General features: G+C 72.9%; 16 protein-coding genes. 7 read left to right on the forward strand and 9 right to left on the reverse strand.

All coding sequences use genetic code 11. The features are described from left to right. The first annotated feature begins 40 nt into the window (after positions 1-40). Together H305_RS0111200 and H305_RS45460 are read left to right on the forward strand one after the other, a co-directional pair. Complete coding sequence (locus H305_RS0111200; RefSeq protein ID WP_028800461.1) at positions 41-1069, forward strand: hypothetical protein; 1029 nt, start codon at positions 41-43, stop codon at positions 1067-1069. Between the two features lie 235 nt (positions 1070-1304). Continuing rightward, positions 1305-2699 carry an MFS transporter gene (locus tag H305_RS45460; RefSeq protein ID WP_037763401.1) on the forward strand — a complete coding sequence of 465 codons (1395 nt, stop codon included), beginning with the start codon at positions 1305-1307 and terminating at the stop codon, positions 2697-2699. Here the strand turns inward: H305_RS45460 and H305_RS0111210 are convergent. The 4 genes from H305_RS0111210 to H305_RS0111225 all read right to left on the reverse strand — a co-directional run bounded on the left by H305_RS0111210 (position 2661) and on the right by H305_RS0111225 (position 6079). Beyond that, positions 2661-3506, reverse strand: coding sequence for a spermidine synthase (locus H305_RS0111210; RefSeq protein WP_028800462.1), 846 nt, complete (start codon positions 3504-3506; stop codon positions 2661-2663). The genes H305_RS45460 and H305_RS0111210 overlap by 39 nt on opposite strands. Before the next feature lie 71 nt (positions 3507-3577). Continuing rightward, positions 3578-3784 carry a hypothetical protein gene (locus H305_RS0111215; RefSeq protein WP_028800463.1) on the reverse strand — a complete coding sequence of 69 codons (207 nt, stop codon included), beginning with the start codon at positions 3782-3784 and terminating at the stop codon, positions 3578-3580. Positions 3785-3857: 73 nt separating this feature from the next. Continuing rightward, a complete protein-coding gene (tuf, locus tag H305_RS0111220) occupies positions 3858-5027 on the reverse strand; it encodes an elongation factor Tu (protein WP_028800464.1) in 1170 nt (389 codons plus the stop codon). Positions 5028-5344: 317 nt separating this feature from the next. Next, positions 5345-6079 carry a DNA alkylation repair protein gene (locus H305_RS0111225; RefSeq protein WP_028800465.1) on the reverse strand — a complete coding sequence of 245 codons (735 nt, stop codon included), beginning with the start codon at positions 6077-6079 and terminating at the stop codon, positions 5345-5347. Positions 6080-6128: 49 nt separating this feature from the next. Between H305_RS0111225 and H305_RS0111230 the strand changes: the two genes are divergently transcribed. Next, complete coding sequence (locus H305_RS0111230; RefSeq protein ID WP_028800466.1) at positions 6129-6929, forward strand: TVP38/TMEM64 family protein; 801 nt, start codon at positions 6129-6131, stop codon at positions 6927-6929. A gap of 390 nt (positions 6930-7319) precedes the next feature. Here the strand turns inward: H305_RS0111230 and H305_RS0111235 are convergent, their stop codons facing one another. Then, positions 7320-8489: a thiolase family protein gene (locus tag H305_RS0111235; protein ID WP_028800467.1), complete on the reverse strand. Its 1170-nt coding sequence runs from the start codon at positions 8487-8489 to the stop codon at positions 7320-7322. Between the two features lie 102 nt (positions 8490-8591). Between H305_RS0111235 and H305_RS0111240 the strand changes: the two genes are divergently transcribed. Beyond that, positions 8592-9053 (forward strand): winged helix-turn-helix transcriptional regulator, encoded by a 462-nt coding sequence (locus H305_RS0111240; protein ID WP_028800468.1) that lies wholly within the window; start codon positions 8592-8594, stop codon positions 9051-9053. A 96-nt stretch (positions 9054-9149) separates the two neighbouring features. Here the strand turns inward: H305_RS0111240 and H305_RS0111245 are convergent, their stop codons facing one another. Genes H305_RS0111245 through H305_RS45465 form a run of 3 tightly spaced genes read right to left on the reverse strand, consistent with a single transcriptional unit; the run spans position 9150 to position 12081 of the window. After that, positions 9150-9875 (reverse strand): cupin domain-containing protein, encoded by a 726-nt coding sequence (locus H305_RS0111245; RefSeq protein ID WP_420708047.1) that lies wholly within the window; start codon positions 9873-9875, stop codon positions 9150-9152. Then, positions 9872-10813 carry a PmoA family protein gene (locus H305_RS0111250; protein ID WP_028800470.1) on the reverse strand — a complete coding sequence of 314 codons (942 nt, stop codon included), beginning with the start codon at positions 10811-10813 and terminating at the stop codon, positions 9872-9874. Before H305_RS0111250 ends, H305_RS0111245 begins: the two co-directional genes overlap by 4 nt. Next, positions 10810-12081 (reverse strand): Gfo/Idh/MocA family protein, encoded by a 1272-nt coding sequence (locus H305_RS45465; RefSeq protein ID WP_107439997.1) that lies wholly within the window; start codon positions 12079-12081, stop codon positions 10810-10812. The genes H305_RS0111250 and H305_RS45465 overlap by 4 nt, the downstream gene beginning before the upstream one ends. 335 nt (positions 12082-12416) lie before the next feature. Here H305_RS45465 and H305_RS0111260 point away from each other — a divergent pair, with 335 nt between their 5' ends. Beyond that, positions 12417-13292 (forward strand): undecaprenyl-diphosphate phosphatase, encoded by an 876-nt coding sequence (locus H305_RS0111260; RefSeq protein ID WP_028800471.1) that lies wholly within the window; start codon positions 12417-12419, stop codon positions 13290-13292. 161 nt (positions 13293-13453) lie between these two features. Then, a complete protein-coding gene (locus tag H305_RS50465; protein WP_028800472.1) occupies positions 13454-13633 on the forward strand; it encodes a hypothetical protein in 180 nt (59 codons plus the stop codon). 296 nt (positions 13634-13929) lie between these two features. Here the strand turns inward: H305_RS50465 and H305_RS0111270 are convergent, their stop codons facing one another. Next, the gene (locus H305_RS0111270) at positions 13930-14670 is read right to left on the reverse strand and encodes an SDR family NAD(P)-dependent oxidoreductase (RefSeq protein ID WP_028800473.1); all 741 of its coding nucleotides are present in this window, start codon (positions 14668-14670) and stop codon (positions 13930-13932) included. Positions 14671-14908: 238 nt separating this feature from the next. On the opposite strand from H305_RS0111270, the gene H305_RS0111275 reads away from it, so the two are divergent. Then, a complete protein-coding gene (locus tag H305_RS0111275) occupies positions 14909-15403 on the forward strand; it encodes a nuclear transport factor 2 family protein (protein ID WP_028800474.1) in 495 nt (164 codons plus the stop codon). Positions 15404-15580 lie beyond the last annotated feature (177 nt).

Raw genomic sequence — 15580 nt, forward strand, 5'->3', positions numbered from 1 at the left:
TGACCCAAACATGTCACGGGCGGCACTAGGGTTACTGCCCATGTGGCCAGGACAGCAGCCGCCCGGGGGCGAGCAGAATCCGCAGGACCAGAACCCGTACCAGCAGCCGGGGTACCAGCAGCCGAATCCGTACCAGCAGCCCGGCTACCAGCAGACCGGGCACCAGCAGCCCAACCAGTACGGGCAGCCGCAGTGGGGTTCCCCGTCGGAGCCTCCCGGCGCGCCTCAGCCGGCGGGGGGCAGCGGCGGCGGTGGCGGCGGCAACAAGACGAAGATCACCGCGATCGTCGCGGCCTCGGCCGTGGTGATCGCGGCCGGAGTCACCGGCTTCCTGGTCCTGGGCGGCGGCAACGACGACGACAAGGCGGACGGCAAGCCGTCCAAGTCGCCCAAGAAGTCCGCCTCCACGTCGGCGAGCCCGAGCGGCGACGACAACCCGCGCGGCGGCGACGAGGAGAAGGCGACGATCGCGGGCTGGAAGGTCGTTGTGAACCCCAAGTGGGGCACCGCCTTCGACGTCCCGGCGGACTGGGAGGTCAAGACTCCCGGCACCTTCATCGGCTTCGAGGACGACAAGAAGGGTGACGGCTCCGCGCTGATCGGCATGTCCGCACCCGCGTTCCTCAAGGAGAAGTGGTGCACGTCCGACGACGACAAGGACGGGTACGAGAGCGACACCGCACTGGCCGCGGCGGGCACCAAGGGCCAGAGCGGCGCCAAGAACACCGACGACGTCGCGCGCAACGACTCGGCGTGGTGGGTCTTCGGCGGCTACACCGACCAGAAGGACGCCTCGAAGAAGCTGCTGAAGATCGGCAAGCCGAAGGCGTACACGACGAAGTCCGGTGTCGAGGGCAGCGTCGCGACCACGTACTCGTCCGGTGTGCCCAAGAAGGGCAAGTGCGACTCCAACGGCAAGGCGACCACCTTCGCCTTCAAGAACTCGGCGGGCGACTTCGTCTCCTGGACCTTCTACGGTGCCAAGGGTGTCGGCGAAGAGGTGCCGGACGCGACCGTGCAGAAGATCCTCAGCACGGTACGACTGCACGGTGACCCCACGGGCTCCTGAACCCCGAGGGACGGTCCGGGCCCGTCGGACCGCGGCGACCGTCCTTGAGCGACCGTCCTGAAGCGGCGGCCGCGACAGCCGTCAGGGCACGGGGCTGCCGCCCCGCCCGAGCCCGCATCCCCGCGTTCCGCCCGGCCGCCGCGCACCCGCGCGGCGGCCGGGCGGCGACCCGGCGATGTCCGGCAGCGGCCCGATCGGTTTGGCAAGCAGTGGCTCCTGCGGCGATAGTCAGCCGGTGAACACTGCCGCCGACTCCCCGCGCCACCTGCGCCGTCCCTCCTGGGCGGGCCGGAACTACACCCTCCTGACCGCCGCCGCGGTCGTCACCAACCTGGGCAGCCAGGGCGCGCTGATCGCCGCCGCCTTCGCGGTTCTCGAAGCGGGCGGCGACGGCGGCGACGTGGGCCTGGTGGCGGCGGCCCGGACCCTGCCGCTGGTGCTCTTCCTGCTGATCGGCGGTGCGGTCGCGGACAGGCTGCCGCGGCATCGGGTGATGGTCGCGGCCAACGCCCTCAACTGCGCGTCCCAGGCCGTGTTCGCCACCCTGGTGATCAGTGGTGACGCGCGGCTGTGGCAGATGATGCTGCTGTCCGCGCTCGGCGGCACCGGCCAGGCGTTCTTCAACCCCGCGGCGGAGGGCATGCTGATGTCCTCGGTCGCCGGGGAGCAGGCGAGCCGCGCCTTCGCGATGTTCCGGATGGCGATGCAGGGCGCGGGGCTGGGAGGCGCGGCCCTCGGCGGCGCGCTGGTCGCCGTGCTCGGACCGGGCTGGGTACTCGCCGTGGACGCGCTGGCGTTCGCGCTCGCCGGAGCGCTGCGCTCGTTCCTCGACGTCGGTCACATTCCACCGCGCGAGCCCGGCGGCGGGCTGCTCGCCGATCTCCGCGACGGCTGGCGCGAGTTCGTCGGCCGGCCCTGGCTGTGGACGATCGTCGCGCAGTTCTCCGTGGTCGTCGCGGTGGTCGGCGCCGCGGACGCCGTGTACGGACCGCTGGTCGCCCAGGACAGCCTCGGCGGCCCGGGTCCGTGGGGTCTGGCCCTCGGTGCGTTCGGCGCCGGGACCGTCGGCGGTGCGCTGCTCATGACCCGCTGGAAACCCCGTCGGCTCCTGTTCGCGGGCACCCTCTGCGTCTTCCCGCTGGCCCTGCCCGCCGCCGCGCTCGCGGTCCCCGTGGCGGTGGGTCCACTGTGTGCGGTGATGTTCGGCAGCGGCCTGGCCATCGAGGTCTTCGGTGTGTCCTGGATGACCGCGCTGCACCAGGAGATCCCCGAGGACAAGCTCTCGCGCGTCTCCGCGTACGACTGGTTCGGGTCGATCGCCATGGTCCCGCTGGCCACGGCGCTGGCGGGCCCCGTCGAACAGGCCGTCGGACGCACGACCGCCCTGTGGAGCTGCTCCGCGCTGGTCGTGCTGGTCACGGCGGCGGTGCTGTGCGTGTCCGACGTGCGGAACCTGACGCGGCGGACGAGGGAACTGGCGCACGGTGCACCCGGGCGCGGGACCGGCACTGCACCCGATGAGGCCGCTGTGGCGGACGGCCTGACCAAGGCCGCGGCCGGAGGTTCCGCCACGGCGACGGTCGGAGCCGGGTCAGCCGATGCCGAAGGCTCCGGCGGGCGGCTCGGGTGAGGCGACCGCGTCCTCCTCACGGACGGGTTCGACGGCGCCGGTGAACTCCCTCAGCGCGGGGCCGTGTTCCACGCGCGCGGGGAAGGCGTCGGCGGCCGTCCGCCGGGCGAGAGCGGCCGTGTCGAGGGGGCGGTGGGAGGCCACGAGCACGGCGTTGCCGAAGCGGCGGCCGCGCAGCACGCCGGGTTCGGCGATGAGGGCCAGTTGCTCGAACACCGCGGAGAACGTGGCGAGCTGGGAGCGCAGAAAGGCGAAGGGCGCGGCGTCGGCGAGGTTGGCCAGATAGACACCGTCGGCGCGCAGCACCCGCTCGGCGGCGCGTGCGTACGCCAGGGTCGTCAGGTGCGCCGGTACGCGTGAGCCGCCGAAGACGTCCGCGATCAGGATGTCCGCGGAGTCGGGCGCCGCCGCTTCGAGCCAGGCCCGGGCGTCGGCGCCGTGCAGGGCGACATCGGCGTCCTCCGGCACCGGCAGGTACTCGCCGACCAGGGAGAGCAGTGCGCGGTCGGCGTCCACCACGTCCTGCCGGGAACCGGGCCGTGTCGCGGCGACGTAGCGGGGCAGGGTGAGCGCCCCGCCGCCGAGGTGCAGGACGTCCAGCGCCCGGCCCGGCGCCGCCACCGTGTCCAGCACATGCCCGAGTCGGCGCGTGTACTCGAACTCCAGGTGCGTCGGCTCGTCGAGATCGACGTACGACTGCGGCGCGCCGTCCACCGTCAGCAGCCATGCCCGTTCCCGGTCGATGTCGGGCATCAGCTTCGCTGTGCCGTGATCCACGGCGCGCGTCACGGGTATCGGCTCGTCCACCCGTCCATTGTGCCGTGGCGGCCGGGGCGGAGGGCACGCGCCCGTGCCGGGACGTCCGGGAGCCGCTCGGCTCAGGCCCGCCAGACCTCGGCGATCCGCGCCGTGGGCGCCGGGGCCTGCGCTCGTCCGGCTTCGGCCGCGGCGGCTCTGGCCGCGGGGTCCAGCGGGTTGCGTCCGAAGGACCGCCGCGCGGCGGCGCTCGGCGAGACGACGGCGACCTGGGCGCCCTCCTCGGTGAGCCTGCGGCCCTGCTCGACGGCGCGATCAGTCTCGCGCACGGAACCGGCAGCGCGACGAGCGGGTGTCCGCCCCCTCTCCCGCAGGGGTGGACACCCGCCGTCCCGGCGGCGGTCAGCCGACCGACGACACCGTGCCCGCGCCGACCGTCCGGCCGCCTTCGCGGATCGCGAAGCCGAGACCGGGCTCCAGCGGCACGTCGCGGCCGAGCTCCACCGTCATGGTGACGGTGTCGCCCGGCCGGGCGATCGCCGTCGCGCCGAGGTCGACGTCGCCGACCACGTCCGCGGTGCGGATGTAGAACTGCGGCCGGTACCCGGTGGAGACGGGGGTCGTGCGCCCGCCCTCGCGGGCCGACAGCACGTACACCTGCGCCGTGAAGCGACGACTGGGCACGACGCTGCCGGGCGCGGCGACGATGTGCCCGCGCCGGACCGCGTCGCGGGGCACGCCGCGCAGCAGCAGGGCGACGTTGTCGCCGGCCTGGGCCTCCTCCATGGGCTTGCCGAAGGTCTCCAGGCCGGTGACCACCGTGTCCACCGCCGCGCCGAGCACGTCGACACGGTCTCCGACACGGATCGTGCCGCGCTCCACGGCGCCGGTGACGACCGTGCCGCGGCCGGTGATGGTGAGCACGTTCTCGACCGGCAGCAGGAACGGCGCGTCGAGATACCGCTCGGGCATCGGCACATAGGTGTCCACCGCGTCGAGCAGGGCGTCGATCGCCGCCGTCCACCGTGGGTCCCCCTCCAGGGCCTTGAGACCGGAGACCCGTACCACGGGTACGGAGTCGCCCCCGTAGCCCTGCGCGGAGAGCAGTTCGCGGACCTCCAGTTCCACCAGGTCGGTGAGCTCCTCGTCACCCGCGTCCGCCTTGTTGAGGGCGACGACGATGTGGTCGACGCCCACCTGACGGGCGAGCAGTACGTGCTCGGCGGTCTGCGGCATGATCCCGTCCAGCGCGGAGACGACGAGGATGGCCCCGTCGAGCTGGGCCGCGCCCGTGACCATGTTCTTGACGTAGTCGGCGTGGCCCGGCATGTCCACGTGGGCGTAGTGCCGGGTGTCGGTCTCGTACTCGACGTGCGCGATGTTGATGGTGATGCCGCGCGCGGCCTCCTCCGGCGCCCGGTCGATACGGTCGAACGGTACGAAGGTGCCGGAGCCGCGCTCGGCGAGCACCTTGGTGATGGCGGCGGTCAGGGTGGTCTTGCCGTGGTCGACGTGCCCCATGGTGCCGATGTTCAGGTGCGGTTTGGTGCGCACGTAAGCCGTCTTGGGCATGGCTGTACCTCGAAGCCTCTTCAGTGTCAGCGGAACTGAGTGATGGCCCCGGCGCGAACGGCCGGGACGGGGACCCCGAGGACTCGCCGACCCTCCCCCTGCGGGGTCCGCCGGACGATCCGGGAAGGGTCAGCTTCGGGCGCCGTCTACGGCTGCCACGACGATCGGGACGGCAGCCTTCGGCGCATCCGCGACTGCGGATGCTGCGAGGAGGAAGGCGTACCGGAACATGGGGAGATCATCTCCGACGCGTCCGTCCGCGTCGAATGGTTTTCGGTGCCACGGCGGCGGGTGGTGCGGCTGGTGCCCCGGGGATGTCAGGGGCCGATGTTCTTGAGCGCCTCGCGCACGGACAGCGGAGCCAGACTGCCGCGCTCGCGGGCGACGAAGTCCCGTACCGCCCCGGGGTCCGTCTTCGCGTACTCGCGCAGACTCCAGCCGATCGCCTTGCGGATGAAGAAGTCGGGGTGTCCGGCCCGGCGGGCGCAGTACGCGAAGAGCCGCGCGGTGTCGGTGTCCTCCTGGTAGCGCAGCTGGTGGAGCAGCGCCGTGCGCGCGACCCACAGGTCGTCGTCCGCGATCCAGGCGTCCATGTCGGCCTTCAGCTCCGGGTCGGCGGCCACCAGCCCGCCCACCACGTGCGCGGCGAGCGCGTCGACGGTGTCCCACCACGGGACGGTGCTGACCAGGTGGCGGGCCACCGGCAGGAATCCCGACGACAGCCGTTCGACGTGGCGGCGCAGGAAGTCGACGGCGAAGTAGTGGTATTCGCGCTCCGTCAGCTCCCAGCAGCGCAGGGCGAGCGCGGTGCAGTCCGCTTCGTCGGGGCGCGCCGTGCCCGCCAGGACGGTCCGCGACAGAGCGCGGCGGCCGGGCGTCGTCAGACCGAGGAAGGGGGCGACGTCCTTCATGTACGCGCGCATCGACGCGGCCCGGTCGGGGTCGGCCGCCGCGGAGTAGGTGGCGGTGAGGCGCGGCAGTACCGTGTCCGCGAAAGCGCTGCTCGGCGCCGCGAACCGTGCACCTGACGTTCCGGAAGCTGTGACGCCCATGAGACGAACCATACGGCGATCACACACATACGTCGGTTAGTGTCACCGGATGCTCGATGCCACCACCCGCTCTGGGGGCACCGCCACGGCCACTCCCCGGGCCGCCGCCACGGAGCTCGCCCTCACCACTGAGTCCACCGCGGCCGCGCCCTCGGCACTGACCGCCGGGCGCACCCGGCCGGCCGCCCGGTGCGGCAGAGTGCTGCTGTCGCCCTGGTCGCGTTTCTCGCTCCTCGTGGCGCTGCTCGCGGCAGCCGCGTCGACCGTGCTGCTGTTCGAACCACAGCGCCTGCTGGCCGACGGCTGGCCACCTCACCTCGGGGGCGCGGCGGCAGCCGCCGCGTTCGCCGTTGCGTACGGGCTGTGCACGGTCGCCTTCGTGCCCCGTCCGCTCCTCAATCTCGCGGCGGGCGCCCTCTTCGGCTCCCAACTGGGCCTGGGCACGGCGCTCGCGGGCACGGTCCTGGGTGCCGGGGTCGCCTTCGGGCTGGGCCGGGTGCTCGGGCAGGACGCGCTGCGTCCGCTGCTGCGCGGCCGCTGGCTGAAGGCCGCGGACGGTCAGCTCAGCAGACACGGGTTCCGCTCGATGATGGTGGCCCGGCTGTTTCCCGGGGTGCCGTTCTGGGCCGCCAACTACTGCGCTGCCGTCTCCCGCATGGGCTGGATGCCCTTCCTCCTCGCCACCGCGCTCGGTTCGATCCCGAACACGGCCGCGTACGCCGTCGCCGGCGCGCGAGCCTCGACGCCGACGTCGCCCGCGTTCCTGATCGCCATGGGCTGCATCGCGGTGCCGGGTCTCGCGGGCGCGGTGGTGGCGTGGCGCAAGCGGCACCATCTGCGCGCCACCTGACCACACGGCCGTGCGCGGGCCCACGTGGGCCTGCGCGGCCACCGCATCGGGTCGCGTCCGCCCGCGCGGCGCCGTCCGCTGCCGCCACTACCGCGCGCGGCAGCGGGCCGTAGCGGCTCGCGCCACGTGCGCGTTACCAGGGACGGCGGTTGGCACCGGCGCGCGGACACCGGCCTCGGCGGTCCGCACCGCCCGCGGAAACCGACCACGGCGGTCCGCACCGCCCGCGGAAACCGGCCTCGGCGGTCCGCACCGCCGACCGAGGCCACGCCTCACGGCCGGGCGGACGCCCGGCCGTCCTGCGCCCCGCCGCGGCACCCGACCGAGGCCGTACGCCTCGCACCGCCGGGCCAGGAGCAGCCCAGTTGGCCTGCGGAGGCCCGGTGCGCACTACAGCGCTTCGATCACCATCGCGTTCGCGAGGCCGCCCGCCTCGCACATCGTCTGGAGCCCGTAGCGGGCACCGCGGGCCCTCATCGCGTGGACGAGCGTGGTCGTCAGACGGGTACCGCTCGCGCCGAGCGGGTGGCCGAGCGCGATGGCGCCGCCGTGCACGTTGACCTTGGACAGGTCGGCGCCCGTCTCCTGCTGCCAGGCGAGGACGACGGCCGCGAAGGCCTCGTTCACCTCGAAGAGGTCGATGTCGCCGAGGGAGAGTCCCGCCGAGCGCAGCACCTTCTCGGTGGCCGGGATGACGCCGGTGAGCATCAGCAGCGGGTCGGAGCCGGTGACGGCGAAGCTGTGCAGCCGGGCGAGGGGGCGCAGGCCGAGGCGGGCCGCGGTCTCGCCCGACATGATGAGCACGGCCGACGCGCCGTCGTTGATGGGGCTCGCGTTGCCCGCGGTGACGGCCCAGTCGATCTGCGGGAAGCGCTCGCCGAAAGCGGGGTCGTAGTACGCGGGCTTGAGCCCGGCGAGTATCTCGGTGGTGCTGCCCGGCCGGACGGACTCGTCGCGCGTCACGCCCTCCAGGGGAGCGACCTCCGCGTCGAACAGGCCGCCGTCCCAGGCCGCGCCCGCCTTCTGGTGCGAGCTCACCGCGAAGGCATCCATCCGCTCGCGCGAGATGCCCCACTTGGCGGCGATGAGTTCGGCACTGATGCCCTGGGGGACCAGGCCCTCCGGGAAGCGTGCGGCGACTCCGGGCCCGAAGGGGTCCTTGCCCGCCGGCACGTTGGACCACATCGGGACGCGGCTCATCGACTCCACGCCGCAGGCCACGGCGATGTCGTACGCGCCCGACATGACGCCCTGCGCGGCGAAGTGCACGGCCTGCTGCGACGAGCCGCACTGGCGGTCCACGGTGGTCGCGGGCACCGTCTCGGGGAATCCGGCGGAGAGCACCGCGTACCGGGTGGTGTTCATGGCCTGCTCGCCGACCTGGTCGACGGTGCCTCCGATGACGTCGTCGATGAGCGCCGGGTCGACTCCCGAGCGTGCGACGAGGGTCCGCAGCGTGTGGGCGAGGAGCTCCACCGGGTGGACGTGGGCGAGGGAGCCGTTGGGTTTGCCCTTGCCGACGGGAGTGCGCACGGCTTCGACGATGACGGCGTCACGCATGTTCGATCTCCAGACTCACTGAGTTCGTTTTCCAAACCCGCTAAGTGACCCAAGAGTAGCTTGGTGGGTTGGATAATCCAACCCACCCGATAGACTGGCGACATGAAGGACGCACGCCCCTGCTCGATCGCCGACACCCTGGCCCTGGTCGGCGAGAAGTACTCCCTGCTCGTACTGCGCGAGGTGTCACTCGGCGCCCGGCGGTTCGACCAGCTGGTCCGCAACATCGGCGCCCCGCGCGACGTGCTGACGGCCCGCCTCAAGCGCCTCGTCGACGCCGGCGTACTGGAGAAGGTCGAGTACAGCGATCGCCCCAAGCGCTACGAGTACCGGCCCACGCAGGCCGGCCTAGAGCTGGAGCCGGTCCTGATGACCCTGATGGCCTGGGGCGACCGCCATCTGCACGCGGACGGTGACCGCCCCATGGTGATCGAGCACGACTGCGGCCACGAACTGGTCCCGCAGGTCGTGTGCGCCGAGTGCGGCAAGGAGGTGCAGCACGACGACCTGACGGCCCACCCGCAGGCGCCGGGCTGGACGGTGACGGGCCCCGCGGTGGCCTAGGTTCGACCACCGCTCCGAGGAGCCGGCAGGGGTCGTGCGGCAGTCGGCGCCCGCCCGGCCGCTCCGGCGCGTGCGGGCAGCCCACGACCGGCGCGCCTAGGCGTTCCCCTTGTAGACGTCGAGCCGCCCGCACATGCCGAACCGGCCGTGCGCGGACGGCTGTTCGGCCCGGACGGCGGCGTCGGCGAGATGCGACGCGTCGCCGCGCTCCAGCCGGTCGAGCTGGTCCCCCGTGACCGCAGCCGCCGCCTCGGCGCCCCGCCGCCATCGCTCGCGCCACTCCGCGAGGCGGGGCCGCACCAGCTTCGCCGCGGCCCGGTGGAAGGCGGCGAGCGGCTCGGGCCCGTCCGCGTCGCGCAGCGCCCGGTAGCCGTCGAGGGCCAGGTCCCGCCGGGCGCGGGCGAACCGGGCCTGCTCCTCCTCCGGCGCATCCACCGGGATCACCGTGGCCGCCGCGTACGTCTCGGGATCGGTCAGGTGCTCCGGGGGCAGCGTCAGGACCGCGTCCCCCGCCTCCGGCAGTCCGCTGTTCTGCATGAGGACCGTGATGCGCAGGTCGTCCTCGTCGACCAGCCGGTGGATCGTGCCGGGAGTGAACCACGCGACGGTGCCGGGCGCGAGCGGCGTGACCTCGTACCCGGAGGTGGTGAGCGTCTGCACCGCCCCGCGCCCTCCGGTGACGACGTACGCCTCCGAACACGTCAGGTGCACATGGGGAGTTCCCCCGCGCACGCCGTCGGCGGCAGGCCAGTCGTACACGCGCAGGTGCGAGACGGCGACGGCTCCGGGCAGCCCGGCGAAGCCGGTGGACGCGGCGCTCACCAGGGGTGCTCTTCCAGGTACTCGGCCACCTCGGCGGGCCCCCAGGCGCCGTCCGCCACCACCACCCGGTAGCGACGGGTGAGGGTGTCCCCGGGCGCGAGCTCCAGTTCGTCGAAGAAGGCGAGCGAGGGGGCGATCGCGGCGAAGGGCTCGTTGCGGACGAACCAGTGGGCCGGATGCCCGCCGCGGGCCCCGGCATGATCGTTCTCCGGGGCGTGCGCGAAGACGAGCGTGGCGTGCCCGTCGGCACCGTCGTGCTCCCCCGAGTACGCGATCCAGGGTGCCTGCCGCCCCATCAGCGCGGGCCCTTCGGCCCCGGGTCCGATGACCCGCCCGCCGCGGAAGGCGCGCGGCCCGCGCCAGAACAGGCCGGTGTAGCCCGCCATCTCCCGCCCCGCGGTGGTCGGACTGCCGAAGCGCAGCGGCTCGGTGCGGCGGTTGGTGACCGCGGTGGTCCAGGTCAGCGCCCAGGAACCCCTCTCCGGGTCGATGTCGTGCACCTCGATGCGCCGCTCCTCGTCGGCCCAGAGGTCACCGTCGTACGGATGCCACGTGAGGCGCTCCGCGACCACCGCGCGGCCCCCGCCCGAAACCACCTCGTCGAACGCGATGTGCGCCATCGACCCGACGCGCTCCGGGAGTTCGCGATAGCCCTGCCCGCGAACGTACGTGTTACCGCCCCACAGGTTCTGGCCGGACAGGTGCGAGGCCGTCATCTGCAGGCCCTTGTGCCAGCGGTGGTCGTTGGGCCGGTAGTCCGTGACGATGTCGCCGGCCAGCGTCCGGAGCGGATGCAGGTACGGCTTCGGGGCCTCCCAGGCAGCCTCGGGCCGGTAGACGTAACTCAGCAGCTCGACACCCGTGGTGGCGTCACTGATCGTGATGCGGTCGCCGTGCGCATGGACGACGCGCGGGCCGTCGGCCGGGACTCCGGTCATGCCGACACCTCCTGCCCCGCGCCGGGCGCGGCCTCCCCGCTCGTCCCGCCTGTTCCCGACGGATCCGGCGCCTCGCGGATGCCCGTCGCCGCGTGCGCGCCGGACGCGGCCGGTGCCCAGCCCGGGGCACCGCCGTGCAGGGCCGTGTAGTACGGGTCGCCCGGGCCGATCTCCCCGGCCCGGACGGTCGTGTCCGTGAACGCGGACTTGTACAGCGCGCTGATGAGTTCCAGGCTGGTGCGCCCGTCGGCACCGCTGCTGCGCGGCCGTTCACCGGCGCGCATGCTCGCGACCAGGTCCCGCAACTGCGCGAGGTGCGAGCTGGGCACGTCCTCACCGAAGTCCCGCCAGCCCGCGGCCTCCGCGTCCGGCACCTCCGGCGCCGGCGTGATGCGCCAGTCGTCGTTGCGGTGTCCGTACAGGTGGGTGAGTTCCACCGTGGCGCGTTCGCAGTCGACACGGATGCGGCTCACCTCGTCCGGACTCAGCACGCTGTTCACGACGGTGGCCAGCGCACCGCTCTCGAAGCGCACGAGGGCGGTCGAGACGTCCTCCGTCTCGATGTCGTGCACCAGACGCCCGGCCATGGCGCGCACCTCGCTCCACGGCCCCAGCAGATCGAGCAGCAGATCCATCTGGTGGATGCCGTGGCCCATCGCGGGCCCGCCGCCCTCCGTGGCCCAGCGTCCGCGCCAGGGCACGGCGTAGTAGTCGGCGCCGCGGTACCAGGTGGTCTGGCAGTGCGCGACGAGGGGACGCCCGAGGGCGCCCCCGGAGATCAGCCGCCTGACGTGCCGGGCGCCGGATCCGAACCGGTGCTGGAAGACGATCGAGGCGTACGGGCCTTGCTCCTCGCCCTCCGCCGCCTCGACGGCGTCGAAGTCGGCGAGCGTCGGGACGGGCGGCTTCTCGCACCAGACCCAGGCACCCGCGCGCAGCGCCGCGACGGTCTGCTCGCGGTGCAGGGTCGGCGGGGTGCAGACGGCGACCAGGTCGGGTCGCTGCTCCTCCAGCATCCGGTCCAGATCGGTGTAGGCGTGCGGGATCCCCGCCGTGGCGCAGAAGTCCCGCACGGCCTCCTCCGCGATGTCGACCGCGGCGACGACTTCCGTCTCGCCCTCCTCGGCGAGCCGGGCGAGCGCGGGGTGGTGGCTCCCTCGCGCGATGGCGCCCGCGCCGACGACGGCCGCTCTGATGCGGCGGCCCGCGAAGGGGGTGACCGCCGGGCGGCCCGGGAAGGTCTCGGTTGCGATGTCGGGTGTGGGCATGGACCTGATCAGCACTCCATCGGACGCGACGCCGGACGTTGACCAACGCTTGTCGGCAACGGGTGGAGCCAGGCCGGAGCAAGCGCTTTCCCTCGTGCCGCAACGTATGCGGCGCCGCAGCCGCCGGTCAACCACCCCGACACGAGCACCGGACCAGCCCCGCACAGCCGCGGCCGGAGCCCGCCGACGGCCCCTGCCGTCCGCCGCCGCGAAGCCCCTGTGGCCGACCCGTCACCCGCGGGCGCTACGCTGCCCTCATCGCCCGTGATCACCACACAAGCGTCACGGCGCGCCCATCGCCCCTTCCACGATCAGCACTTGGACCACGTAACTTCATGTCTTGGTTTGAATCCCTCATCCTCGGACTCGTCCAGGGGCTGACCGAGTTCCTTCCCGTCTCCTCCAGCGCGCATCTGCGGCTGACGGCGGCCTTCGCCGGCTGGAAGGACCCGGGCGCGGCGTTCACCGCGATCACCCAGCTCGGCACGGAAGCGGCGGTGCTGATCTACTTCCGCAAGGACGTCGGCCGCATCCTCGCGGCCTGGTTCCGCTCACTCACGAACAAGGCGATGCGCCGGGACCACGACGCCCAGATGGGCTGGCTGGTGATCGTCGGCTCGATCCCGATCGGCGTGCTGGGCGTGACGCTGAAGGACCAGATCGAGGGGCCGTTCCGCGATCTCCGCGTCACCGCCACGATGTTGATCGTGGTGGGTGTGGTCATAGGCATCGCCGACCGGCTCGCCGCGCGCGACGAAACGGGCGGCAGGCACCGGGCGGCCAAGCAGCGCAAGACACTTCAGGACCTGAACGCCAAGGACGGGCTCCTGTACGGCGTCTGCCAGGCGATGGCCCTGGTCCCCGGCGTCTCCCGGTCCGGCGCGACCATCAGCGGCGGCCTGTTCATGGGCTACACCCGCGAGGCGGCGGCCCGTTACTCCTTCCTCCTCGCGATGCCGGCCGTGCTCGCCTCCGGCACCTTCGAGCTCAAGGACGCCGCCGAGGGCGGTCATGTCTCCTGGGGCCCGACGATCTTCGCGACGATCATCGCCTTCACCGTCGGCTACGCCGTCATCGCCTGGTTCATGAAGTTCATCTCGCACAAGAGCTTCATGCCGTTCGTCTGGTACCGGATCGCGCTCGGCATCGTCATCATCGCGCTGGTGACGACGGGGGCGCTGAGCCCGCACGCGGCCGAGTCCGCGGGCTGAACCGGCGGACCGCCGCGCGGCCGGGACGCCGTCCCGTGTGTGATGACGTACGGTTCACCGCCCCGCAGCGCGGCTGCCGACCGTCGGCCGTGATGAAGCACATACGGGATGAGTAGCGGTCCGGTAGCGCAGTGTCAGTCCTTGCCCCTAGGCTTGTGCGCATGTCCCCCGATTCCACACCCTCTGGTTCCGTGCGATCTGCGGCCGCGTTAAACGAGCAGATCCGCGCCCTGTGGACCCGCGCAGGCGGTTCCCTGTCCGCCCAGGAGCGCGCGGAGTACGAGCTGCTCGTCGTGAGGTGGGCGGAGGCGATCCGGGGCGAGGTCGTCGAAGCCGCCTGACCGTCCCGGGTACAGCCGGCCGCACACCGCCCGCGGAGCCCTGGACCCGACCGGGGCACTCGCCCGGAGCCCACGCTCCGTGAGCCCCTCCGAGGACGGCCCGCCCGAGGCATCCTCCAAGAGCCGCCCGTCCCGACGCCGCTCGTGGAATCCGGGCAGGCAGCCTCGGCGCACCGTCCCGTGTCCGGGACCCCGGCGGCCCGGAACGCGGCGGCCCGGCACCCTCTGACCGGCCGGTCGGCGTCGGCCGGACCGCGTCCTCGGGTCGGCCGGCCCGCGCCCGTCACCCTCGCCCGTCACCTTCCTCCGGACACCCGGAGCACCGCCCCTGTCGTGTACGACGCCTCGGGGGACATCAACCAGGCGACGGCGGCGGCGATTTCGTCGGCCGCGCCCACCCGGCGCAGCGGGATCGACGAGGCGGCCCGCTCGGCGCGGCCCGGGTCTCCCATCGTCGCGTGCATCTCCGTGTCGATCATCCCGGGCGCGACCGCGTTGACGCGGATGCCGTCGGGGCCCAGTTCCTTGGCCAGCCCCGTCGTCAGCGCGTCGACGGCCGCCTTGGTGGCCGCGTAGTGCACGAATTCTCCCGGGCTGCCCAACGTGGCGGCCGCCGAGGACACGTTGACGATGACACCGCTCCCCGAGGCGGCCATCGAGCGGGCGGCGCGGCGCGAACAGAGCAGCGTCCCCAGCAGGTTGACCTCCACCACCCTGCGCAGATCGGCGGGGTCGGCATCCGCGAGTCTGCCCAGCGGACCGGTCACCCCGGCGTTGTTCACCAGGCCAGTGACCGGACCGAGCCGCTCCGCCGCCGTCTCGAAGAGCCGGTCCACGTCGTGCTCGTCGGACGCGTCCACGCGGACGGTCACACAGCGTGCTCCGGCCGCGCGAACGGCGGTCGCGGTCGACTCGGCGGCCTCGCCGTCACTGACGTACCCCACCACCACGTCGTGCCCGTCCGCCGCGAGGCGCCTGCACGTGGCGGCTCCGATCCCCCGACTGCCACCCGTGACGATCGTGACCGGACGTGTCATAAGAGCCTCCTCGCGCCGGGAATCGGTCACCTTCGACCGCATGCGGATCACCCACGATCTCAGACGGACAGACACCCGTGCCGGGAAGGGAGCGTCCCGGCGCCGGGCGAGCGCCTCTCTCCGACGGGCCCTCGGCCGCACCGACCGCGTCAGGGGGCCACCGGGCGACCTCGAAGCGGCCACCGAATGTCGCCGCACGCCTCTTGGCGTGGCACGCCCCGTGGCCAACACTGAGCCGATGACGCAGCGTGTGGAGCTCGCCACCGTGATGGACAGGCTCGCCGTGGACGGACTCGTCACCGAGTACGCCGTGGCCGTGGACGACGGCGACTGGGAGGCGTACCGCGGACTGTTCACGGCGGACGGACGCGCGGACTACCGCTCGGCCGGCGGCATCGAGGGGGACGCCGCGCACATCGCGCAGTGGCTCGCCCGGAGCTTGCAGCTGTTCCCCATGCGCCAGCACCTGATCGTGAACCGCCGGGTTCGGTTCGGGATCCTCGATCAGGACACCGGCGACACGGCACGGGTGCAGGCGGACTACATCAATCCCATGCGCCTCGCGACACCGGACGGCGCCTCCTCGGAACCGGCGGGAGGTTCCACCGCGCCCGACTTCGTGTGCGGCGGCCGGTACGCCTTCGGTCTGGTGCGTACGGACGACGGCTGGCGGCTGCGGGAGGTGGTCGTCCAGGAGAAGTGGCGCCGCACCCCGGCGCCGACGTCCCCGTGAACCCCTGAGGTCCACCCGTGGCCTCAGGGCCCCCGGCGCCCACGGGCCCCTGAACTCCTGACGGCACCGGCCTTCCAGAGTCCCTGACGTCCACCCCGGCTTCCCGACCCCCTGAGATCACCGCGGCGGCGCGCCCCGTCCGAGGCCCTCTGTCGGAGATCGCCGAGGGCGCGCACA

The sequence above is a fragment of the Streptomyces sp. 142MFCol3.1 genome, from assembly GCF_000424945.1.
Lineage (GTDB): Bacteria > Actinomycetota > Actinomycetes > Streptomycetales > Streptomycetaceae > Streptomyces > Streptomyces siamensis.